Origin of the sequence: Intrasporangium sp., assembly GCF_040414665.1 — a bacterium.
Taxonomy (GTDB): Bacteria; Actinomycetota; Actinomycetes; order Actinomycetales; family Dermatophilaceae; genus Intrasporangium.
Genome location: NZ_JBEDUL010000183.1, coordinates 20400 through 30234 on the forward strand (window position 1 = coordinate 20400; position 9835 = coordinate 30234).

At 70.2% G+C, this 9835-nt stretch carries 9 protein-coding genes; 4 read left to right on the top strand and 5 right to left on the bottom strand.

All coding sequences use genetic code 11. The features are described 5' to 3' along the window. Positions 1-2: 2 nt before the first annotated feature. Both ABF401_RS20525 and ABF401_RS20530 read left to right on the top strand, forming a co-directional pair. A complete protein-coding gene (locus ABF401_RS20525; RefSeq protein WP_353511451.1) occupies positions 3-911 on the top strand; it encodes a diacylglycerol kinase in 909 nt (302 codons plus the stop codon). Next, positions 908-3766, top strand: a complete 2859-nt coding sequence (locus tag ABF401_RS20530; RefSeq protein WP_353511452.1) for a DEAD/DEAH box helicase — start codon at positions 908-910, stop codon at positions 3764-3766. Before ABF401_RS20525 ends, ABF401_RS20530 begins: the two co-directional genes overlap by 4 nt. A gap of 67 nt (positions 3767-3833) precedes the next feature. Here ABF401_RS20530 and ABF401_RS20535 read toward each other — a convergent pair whose 3' ends face one another. After that, entirely contained in the window at positions 3834-4772 is a 939-nt protein-coding gene (locus ABF401_RS20535; protein WP_353511453.1) for a 5'-3' exonuclease, read from the bottom strand. Positions 4773-4859: 87 nt separating this feature from the next. On the opposite strand from ABF401_RS20535, the gene ABF401_RS20540 reads away from it, so the two are divergent. Next, the gene (locus ABF401_RS20540) at positions 4860-5318 is read left to right on the top strand and encodes an Lrp/AsnC family transcriptional regulator (RefSeq protein ID WP_353511454.1); all 459 of its coding nucleotides are present in this window, start codon (positions 4860-4862) and stop codon (positions 5316-5318) included. Positions 5319-5435: 117 nt separating this feature from the next. On the opposite strand, the gene ybaK is transcribed toward ABF401_RS20540, so the two are convergent. The 3 genes from ybaK to ABF401_RS20555 form a co-directional block, all read right to left on the bottom strand. Next, entirely contained in the window at positions 5436-5945 is a 510-nt protein-coding gene (gene ybaK / locus ABF401_RS20545) for a Cys-tRNA(Pro) deacylase (RefSeq protein ID WP_353511455.1), read from the bottom strand. Between the two features lie 4 nt (positions 5946-5949). Beyond that, on the bottom strand, positions 5950-6570 hold the full coding sequence (locus ABF401_RS20550) for a TetR/AcrR family transcriptional regulator (RefSeq protein WP_353511456.1): 621 nt from the start codon (positions 6568-6570) through the stop codon (positions 5950-5952). A 74-nt stretch (positions 6571-6644) separates the two neighbouring features. Further along, the gene (locus ABF401_RS20555; protein ID WP_353511457.1) at positions 6645-8087 is read right to left on the bottom strand and encodes a KamA family radical SAM protein; all 1443 of its coding nucleotides are present in this window, start codon (positions 8085-8087) and stop codon (positions 6645-6647) included. Between the two features lie 88 nt (positions 8088-8175). Here ABF401_RS20555 and kdd point away from each other — a divergent pair, with 88 nt between their 5' ends. Further along, positions 8176-9267 (top strand): L-erythro-3,5-diaminohexanoate dehydrogenase, encoded by a 1092-nt coding sequence (gene kdd, locus ABF401_RS20560; RefSeq protein WP_353511458.1) that lies wholly within the window; start codon positions 8176-8178, stop codon positions 9265-9267. A 274-nt stretch (positions 9268-9541) separates the two neighbouring features. Here the strand turns inward: kdd and ABF401_RS20565 are convergent. Next, positions 9542-9835 (bottom strand): DoxX family protein (locus ABF401_RS20565; RefSeq protein WP_353511459.1); only part of this gene is annotated, 294 nt, incomplete at its 5' end.

Consider the following 9835-nt stretch of genomic DNA (forward strand, 5'->3'; position numbering starts at 1 on the left):
GTGTGTCCGACCGCGTCGCCCTCATCGTCAACCCCACTGCCGGCAAGGGAGCCGGACGGGCGCTCGGTGAGGCGACCCGGCGCCTCCTCCTCAGCCGCGGGCGGGACGTCGTCGACGTCTCCGGACGGACGTGGGCCGAGGCCAGGGACCGGGCCGAGGATGAGGTCCGCCGAGGTGTCGACGCGGTCGTCGTCGTCGGAGGGGACGGCCTGGTCCACCTCGCGGTCAACCTCGTTGCCGGTTCCACCACGCCGATCGGAGTCGTCGCCGCGGGCACGGGCAATGACTTCGCCCGCAACCTGCGCCTGCCCATCCGCGACGCGGCGCGCGCTGTGGACGTCATCACCCAGGGCACGGTCCGCACCATCGACCTGGGGCGCGTGACCGGACCCAGCGGCGAGACGAAGTGGTTCGCCGGCGTCCTGGGAGCCGGTTTCGACGCCATCGTCAACGCGCGGGCGGCGCGGATGCGCTGGCCCAAGGGCCAGATGCGCTACAACCTCGCGGTGCTTCGCGAACTGCCGCTCTTCAAGCCGATTCCCTACGTCGTCGAGCTCGACGGCCGACGCATCGAGACCAGTGCGATGCTCGTCGCGGTGGCCAACACCCCCTCCTTCGGCGGCGGCATGCAAGTCTGCCCGGACGCGGACCCTGCGGATGGCCTCTTCGACGTCCTCGTCGTCAGGGCGATCTCGGTGCCCGGGTTCCTCCGCGTGTTTCCCAAGGTCTACCGAGGGGCACATGTCACCCACCAGGCCGTCGAGATTCAGCGTGCGACGCGGGTGCGGCTCGAGGCGCGGGACATCCCGTCACAGGCTGACGGCGAGCCGTTCACGGGCCTGCCCCTCGACATCGACATCGTTCCGCAGGCCCTGCGGGTGCTCGCTCCGGAGAAGGAAGATCAGCGATGACGTCGCCAGCTGCGGAGAACGCGAGCGGTCCAGCGTTGCGGGAGTTCGCTGCACAGCTCGACTTCCCGATGGATGACTTCCAGGTCCAGGCGTGCCGGGCTGTCGAGGACGGGCGCGGGGTCCTCGTCGCTGCCCCCACCGGCGCCGGCAAGACCGTGGTCGGGGAGTTCGCTGTGAACCTCGCCCTCAAGGCCGGGCGGAAGGCCTTCTACACCACCCCAATCAAGGCGCTGTCGAACCAGAAGTACGCCGACCTCGTGCGGCGTCACGGGGTCGGGCGCGTGGGCCTGCTCACCGGTGATGCGTCGATCAACGGGGAAGCACCCGTCGTCGTCATGACGACCGAGGTCCTCCGGAACATGATGTATGCCGGCTCGAGCACCCTCAACGGGCTCGGCTGGGTCGTCATGGACGAGGTCCACTACCTCGCAGACCGGTTCCGCGGAGCTGTGTGGGAGGAGGTCATCATCCACCTGCCCCCCGATGTCAGCGTCGTCTCGTTGTCAGCCACGGTGTCCAACGCCGAGGAGTTCGGCGCGTGGCTCGAGGAGGTGCGCGGCGACACGGCGGTCATCGTCTCGGAGCACCGCCCCGTGCCGCTGTGGCAGCACCTGATGGTCGGCCAGTCGCTCTTCGACCTCTTTGTCGAAGAGACGGTCTCGCGGCGCGGGGGTCCCGCTTCCGCACCGGAACTGAGCGTCAACCCGGACCTGCTGCACGCCATTCGCGGCGCCGATGGCCGAGGTGCGTGGGACTCCCACTGGGCGGGCGACGGACGCGGCCGATCGCGAGGTCGCCGGAACGGCAGGGGAAACGGGAGGGGAAACGGCCGCGCCGACGACTGGAGCGGCCGGGGCCGTCGTGGTGAGTCGCGCGGGCCGGGCACGGGCGACCCGGGTCGCGGCTTCGCCCGCGGCGGGCGCCCCGGCGGTGGCGCGACCCGAGCAGAGGTCATCGACCGCCTCGACCGGGAGGGCCTGCTGCCGGCCATCACGTTCATCTTCAGCCGGGCCGGGTGCGAGGCGGCGGTCGGTCAGCTGCTCGCCACCGGGATGCGCCTCGTCACCGACGCGGAGGGGACCGCCAACCGGCGGTTCGTCGAGGAGCGGGTCCAGGGCATCGCCGAGGAGGACCTCGCGGTCCTCGGCTACTGGGACTTCGTCGAGGGCATCTCGAGAGGCTTCGCCGCTCACCACGCCGGCATGCTGCCGACCTTCCGCGAGATCGTCGAGGAGCTGTTCACCCAGGGTCGCGTGCGCGCCGTCTTCGCGACCGAGACCCTGGCCCTCGGGATCAACATGCCGGCCCGCACCGTCGTGCTCGAGAAGCTGGTCAAGTTCAACGGCGAGAGCCACGTCGATGTCACCCCAGCCGAGTACACCCAGCTGACCGGGCGGGCCGGTCGCCGCGGCATCGACATCGAGGGGCACGCCGTCGTCATCTGGAACCGGGGGCTCGACCCCGAGAGTGTGGCCGGCCTCGCCTCGACCCGGACCTATCCCCTCCGTTCCAGCTTCCGACCCACCTACAACATGGCGGTCAACCTGGTGCGCCAGTTCGGCCGGGGGAGCGCGCGGGAGATCCTCGAGACTTCCTTCGCGCAGTTCCAGGCCGACCGCGCGGTCGTCGGCCTGGTCCGGACCGTGCGACGTAACGAAGAGGCCCTCACCGGCTACGCGGAGGCGATGACCTGCCACCTGGGCGACTTCTCGGAGTACGCCGCCATGCGCAACGAGATCCGCACGATCGAGAAGGAGGGCGCGAAGGCCCGCTCCGCCTCGCTGCGCGCCGCCGCCGCGGTGTCGCTCGAGAACCTCAAGATCGGCGACATCATCCGCATCCCGAGCGGCCGTCACAGCGGCCTGGCCGTCGTGGTCCTGCCCAACCGCGGTGGCGGCCGGGGAGATGCACCGTCGCCGGCCGTCGTGACCGAGGACCACCACCTCCGGCGGCTGACCCTGCACGATGTCCCGTCGCCGGTCGAGCCACTCGGCACCATGCGGGTCCCCAAGCACTTCAACGCCAAGAACCCGAAGGCTCGCCGCGACCTGGCGGCCACCCTGCGCACGACGGTGCCGTACGACCCGCCGCGTCGTCGCCGAGTCGTGGACGAGGACGCCGCCGACGAGCGCATCGACGAGCTGCGTCGTCGCCTGCGCGCACACCCGTGCCACCAGTGCCCCGACCGCGAGGACCACGCGCGCTGGGCCGAGCGGTGGTGGCGGCTGCATCGCGAGACGGAGGGGCTGCAGCGCAAGATCGAGGGCCGCACCAACTCCGTCGCGAAGACGTTCGACCGGATCTGCGACCTGCTCGTCGACCTGGGATACCTCGCTGACGGCGGGGAGCGCGTCACCGAGCACGGAGAGCGGTTGCGCCAGCTCTATACCGAGAAGGACCTGCTCGCCGCCGAGTGCCTCCGCGAGGACGTCTGGCGCGCGCTCGACCCGCCCTCGCTCGCCGCCGTCGTGTCCACACTCATCCACGAGCCGCGGCGCGAGGACGCCGGCCTGGCGCCACGGTGGCCCACCGAGGACGTTCGCGAGGCGCACGACCGCATGGTCGCCATCTGGTCGGATCTCGAGGACGCCGAGGGGGCGCTGGCCCTGCCGACCACCGGCGCGCCGGATCCGGGGATCGCCTGGGCCGTCCATCGCTGGGCGAGCGGCCGACCCCTTGACGAGGTGCTGCGGGGCACCGAGCTCGCTGCGGGCGACTTCGTGCGACGGTGCAAGCAGGTCATCGACCTGCTGGGTCAGCTGACCGACGCCGGCGACCGGGACCTCCAGCGAGTCGCCAGGAAGGCGAGCGCCGCCGTCCTCCGCGGGGTCGTCGCGGCCGACCGGCTGGACTGAGCCACCCGAGACGGTGCCGTATGCCGCTGAGCCGGCTCAGCGGCATACGGCACCGTCTGTGGGTGGCTCAGCCCAGACCGAGGGCACTGACGACGCGGTCGAAGGGATTCGTCAGGCCGTGCTCGACGGCGAGACGGGACATCAGTGCGGGATCGGCCACCCGGGTCGGTGCGCTGAGGTCGACCTCGCCGACGGGTGCGTCCCGGACGACCTCGACGACCCTCGGCGCGGCATCGAGGTAGTCGGCCCCTGCCTCGAGCCGTGCCCGCTGGGCACCCTTGATCGCGGGGTCGCCCGCGTCGATCGCCGCCCGCAGCGCCTCGAGCGACCCGTAGGTCGTGATGAGCTTGGCCGCTGTCTTCTCCCCGATTCCCGCGACCCCGGGCAACCCGTCGCTCGAGTCGCCGCGAAGGACGGCCATGTCCGCGTAGGCCGCCCCGCTCGGGATGCCGTACTTGTCGAGGAGGAACGCCTCGTCGACGACGTCCGGGTTGCGCACGCCGCCGCGCGCCGTGTAGAGGACCCGGATGCCGTTGCCGTCGTCCACGAGCTGGAACAGGTCGCGGTCCCCGGTGACGATGTCGATCGGCAGCCGGCCCCGGTACAGGGTGACGAGGGTGCCGATGACGTCGTCGGCCTCGTGGCCGTCGACGCCGACCCGGGCGACGCCGAGGGCCGTGAGCACGTCGACGATGATCGGCACCTGCACGGCCAACGCGTCGGGAACCTGCTCCTCGACGACGCCATCGACGGTGCCCGCGACGCGGTGGGTCTTGTACGTCGGGATCGCCTCGACGCGGAAGGCGGGCCTCCAGTCGTTGTCCCAGCAGGCCGCCAGGTGCGACGGGCGCGAGCGCTCGACGAGCGTGGCGATCATGTCGATCAGGCCGCGGACGGCGTTGGTCGGGACGCCGCTCGGGCCGATGACCTCGGGGACGCCGAAGAAGGCTCGAAAGTAGAGCGAGGCCGTGTCGAGCAGGAGAAGGCGTCCGGTCGTATCGGTCATGCGGGCCATGGTGCCATCCCGCGCGGACGATGATCCCGATCTGTAACGCGCGTCGAGGGGGCGATGGTCTCGACTAGCCTTTCGCACATGGAAGACCTCGACCGTCGGCTCGTCGGGTTGCTCCTGGCCGACGGGCGCATGAGCTTCACGGACCTGGGCCGGGCGACCGGCCTGTCCACGTCAGCGGTGCACCAGCGGGTCCGGCGCCTCGAGGAACGTGGGGTCATCACCGGCTACTCCGCAACCGTGTCGCCAGAGGCCCTGTCGCTGCCACTCACGGCACTCATCTCCGTCACTCCGTTCGACCCCAGCGCCCCCGACGACGTTCCGGAGCGGCTCAGGGACATCGACGAGATCGAGGACTGCTACTCGGTCGCCGGCGTCGAGAACTACATCCTCAAGGTCCGCACCTCGACGCCCGGCGCGCTGGAGGACCTGCTCGCCCGGATCCGGACCAGGGCGAGCGTCTCCACACGGACCACCGTCGTCCTGTCGACGCCGTGGGAGGGTCGCCGCACCGCTGCGGAGCATCCGCCGGAGGACTGACCCTCCGCGCGACCCCGACCCTCACCCCGCAACACGCCCGGCTCCTCGAAACTGACCCTGTTGCAACAGGGGTGAGTTTCGAGGAGACGGGCGTGTTGCGGGGGAGGGAGGGCAAGTTCAGGGGCGGCCGATGGGCGCATACGAGCCACGGATGGCGCGCAACAGGTCGTCAGGGGTCAGCTCGACCTGGAACCCTCGGCGACCGCCCGAGACGTAGACGGTGTCATGCGAGCAAGCCGATTCGTCGACGACGGTGGGCAGCCGACGGCGCTGGCCGATGGGGGAGATGCCACCCAGGACGTACCCGGTGCTGCGGGCGGCGTCGGCTGGGTCCGCCATGCCAACCGCCTTGACCCCAAGAGCCGCCGCCGTCGCCTTGAGGTCCAGCTGACCCGCCACCGGGACGATCGCCACACCCAGGTTGTCGCCCGTGTCGACGAGCAGGGTCTTGAAGATGCGGTCCGCAGCAACGTCGAGCTCACGAGCGGCCTCCTGCCCGTAGCCGGTCGCTGCGGAGTCGTGCTCGTAGGTGTGCCCGGTGTACCTGATGCCCAGCGCATCGAGGGCCAGCGTTGCCGGGGTGGTTGGACCTGACCGGGAGCCGCCCTTCCTCGCTGAACGAGCCACGCGCTCAGGCCTTTTCGAGCGACGCCAAACCGTCCCAGGTCGTCGTGACGACGAGCTCGGCCGCCTCCTGCGCCGTCATACCGGGGCTTTCGCTGCGGTAGACCGCGAGCCGCTCGATGCCCCCGATGATGACCTCGACGAGTGGCACGAGGCGCCGAGACGGGAGCTCGGCGAAGCCCGGCAGCATCGTGATTCCCTCGGCCAGCGCCTTTGCGGTCTGCTGCCTGATGCGCTCCACTGACGCGGCCGCCTCGCCGATGAGGGCGCCCTCGGTGCGCAGCAGCGCGAAGCCCCGGTCGTGGTCGTCGATGAACTCGAAGAACGCGGTGATGACCTCGCGTACCCGAAGGCGTGGCGTCACGTCGGGGTTCGACTCCCACGCCGTGATGACGGCGGCGAGGAGCTGGTGTCGGGCGCGCTCGATGGTGGCGGCGAGCAGCCCCTCCTTCGAGCCGAAGTAGTCATAGATGAGCGGCTTGGTCACCCCGACCTGATCGGCGATCTCCTCCATCGTCGTCGCCTGGAAACCGCGTGAGCCGAAGACCCGCTCCGCCGCCTCGAGCATCTGCGCCTCCCGCTCCGCGCGCGGCATCCGGGTGCGGGACGGCGGTGGCTTGGCGGTCACGAGCGCAGTCTAGGGGTGAGGCGCGCGGGCGCGCCGACCTTGCCTGACACCTGAACCGTCCGACCGCGGGCAGGTCAGACGAGCTGGGACTCGGCTGCCGCACGGCTGGCGGCAGCTCGCTCGCCCGCGGCGGCGATGACCGTCTCATGGTCCACCGCGTCACGCCACCACTGCTGCCCCGACTCCGGGAGCGTGTAGATCGGGTCGTAGTAGACGTACTCGCGGGAGAGGGCAGCGGTGTCGGCTCCCTCGATGGACGTCCGATAGTTCTTGCGCCAGTAGGAGATTCCGCGCTCCGTGTCATACTCGTCCTGCTGGTGGACCCAGCGCTTGCCGACGAACGGCACGTCGCACACGATCCGCGGCGTCGCGAAGCCGGGCAGGTAGCCCAGGATCGAGTGCTGGAGGTGTTGCGCCTCCGCGAGCGACAGCCTCCAGTGCTCCGAGAACGGGATCATGTCGCACATGTAGAAGTAGTAGGGCGTGATCATCGCGCCGTCCGTCAGGGCGAAGCACAGGTCGAGCAGCTGCTCGGTGGTGTCGTTGACCCCGCGCATGAGAACGCCCTGGTTGCGCACGTCGCGGACCCCGGCCTCGAGCATCGCCTTCGACGCACGGGCCACCGAGGGCGTGATCGACTGGGCGTTGTTGACATGGGTGTGGATCGCGAGCGAGACCCCACGAGAGCGGGCCTTCGTGGCAACCCGGGCGACACCCTCGACGACGTCCTCGGCGAACCAGTGCTGGGGCAGGCCCATGAGCGCCTTCGTCGCCAGGCGGATGTCGCGGATGTTCTCGATCTCGAGGAGCCGGTCGAGGAACGACTCGAGGTTCTTCCACGGCATGTTCGCGACGTCGCCACCCGAGACGACAACGTCCCGCACCGCCGGGGTGTCGCGCAGGTAGGTCAGCATCGCGTCGTAGCGGTCGACCGGCTTGAGGTCGAACTTCAGCTTGTTCACCTGCGGCGTCGAGTTGCCGACGAGGTCCATGCGGGTGCAGTGGCCGCAGTACTGCGGGCAGGTCGGCAGCAGCTCGGCGAGGACCTTGGTGGGATAGCGGTGCGTCAGGCCCTCCGCGACCCACATGTCGTGCTCGTGCAGCGAGTCTCGCGAGGCGTGCGGGTGCGACGGCCAGTCGGTGCGACGATCTGAGAAGACCGGCAGCATGTAGCGCCGGATCGGGTCCGCGTAGAACGCCTCCGTGAAGTCGTGGCCCGCCGCCGGCATCGGCGAGTCGGTGCCTGGGACCATGGTGTTGAGCATCTGCGGCGGCACGAGCATCGACATCGTGGCGCGCTCGGCCTGGTCCCGCTCGAGGTCGGCGTAGAACCGGTCGTCGAGCAGGTCGCCCATGAGCGCCCGCAGCTGCTTGACGTTGCGCACGCACGCGACCCGCTGCCACTGGGCGCTGTCCCAGTCGTCCTGGGTCACGTCCCGCCAGCCGGGAAAGCGCGTCCAGTCGGGCTCCACGAGTTCGCGACGGTGGTACGCGTAGGGCTGCTCAACTTTGGTCATGGCCTCACGATACCGAAATTTCGTCATCGAATCTTCTATGCTTCCGGAGGATCTCCCGTTCAAGCCGCTTCAGCCCGAAGGATCGACCGTGAATCGTGACCTGCTGTCCTCGCCCGTCGGTCTGCATCGGGTGCTCGACCCGAGTGGGGACGAGATCACGCTCCCGCAGGCGGCGCGACGCCTCGACGCACGACCCGAGCTGTGGTCCGACGAGGTCCGGATCGACGTGGACACCCTCAACCTCGACGCGGCGTCGTACCGCCAGCTCGCCGAGAAGCACACGACGGAGGGCCGCCTCGACGGCGATGCGATCCGGTCGGAGGTGCTCGGCATCATCGCCGACCGCGGGAAGATGCAGAACCCGGTCACCGGCTCCGGTGGCATGCTCATCGGCACGGTGGCGCAGGTCGGGCCGGAGAGCCGAACCGGGCTGCGGGTCGGGGATCGGGTCGCCACGCTCGTGTCCCTCTCGCTCACGCCGCTCGCCGTCACCGACGGCCTCGCCCGCTGGGACGGGCGCTCGGAGCAGGTCCCGGCCGAGGGCCATGCCATCCTCTTCGGCCGCACCATCGCGGCGCGCCTTCCCGACGACCTCGACCCGCGGCTCGCCCTCATGGTGATGGACGTGTGCGGAGCGCCGGCCCTCGTCGAGCGCGTGGTGGGGGAGTACACGCAGTCGTATGCCGCTGAGTCCCGGCCGCTCACGGTCGCCGTTCTCGGCGGGGCCGGGAAGTCGGGCTCCCTGTCGCTCGCGGCGGCCCGTCGCGCCGGTGCCGGGCACCTCATCGCCGTGGTGCCGAACCAGCAGGAGCAGGAACTGCTCGAGCGGACCGGGCTGGCCGAGGCGGTCGTCGTGGCCGACGCGCGGTCTCCGCTCGGACTGGCCCAGGCCGTCGAGGCCGCCGGTGGACCGGCCGACGTGACCGTCGTGTGCGTCGACGTCCCGGGGTGCGAGCAGCCCGCGATCCTGGCCACCGCGCAGGGCGGCACGATCATCTTCTTCAGCATGGCGACCAACTTCGCCGCGGCCGCGCTGGGCGCCGAGGGCCTGGCCGCGGACGTCCGCATGCTCATCGGCAACGGCTACGTGCCCGGACACGCCGAGCTGGCCCTTGACCTCGTTCGCGACAACGCGGCCGTCCGCGACCTCTTCGAGCGCCGCCTCGCCCCCCAGCAATAATCCTCGGTCGAGTGGGCACTCTGCGCCCGAGCTCTGTGCCAGCCAGTCCTCCGACCCACACCCGGCGCGCGGAATTCATCGTCGACTGGCGGGTGGATGTCCCACTCGGAGTAGCGGTCAGTCAGGGACCCACGGGGTTGCCGCAGTGACTTCTACTCGCTATAGAGGCCTCCGGCGCTTGCCACCCATGCAAGGTCAGGTGGGCGGGGGAGCGAGCTCAGTGGCATACGACCTGACGCGGCGCGAAGTGTCCACTCGACCGAGCGGGGGCGCGTCAGAAGAGGGACTGAGTGATGGTCAGGCCGGGGTCCTGCAAGAAGGCCCAGAAGAGAACCAGTGCGCCGCCCGCGAGCGCCACGTCCTTGTTGAACTGGACCATCTCCATCTGCTTGGCCATCGGCTCGGACTCCTTCCAGAACGAGTGCATGAGCAGGGCGGTGGGCAGCAGGAAGATGACGAGGAACAGCGAGCCGAGGTCGCCCCAGAGGCCGAGCAGCACCGAGATCCCGCCGAGCAGGATGAGCACTCCGGAGACCTGCGTGGCGAGCACCGGTGACGGGACGCCCTT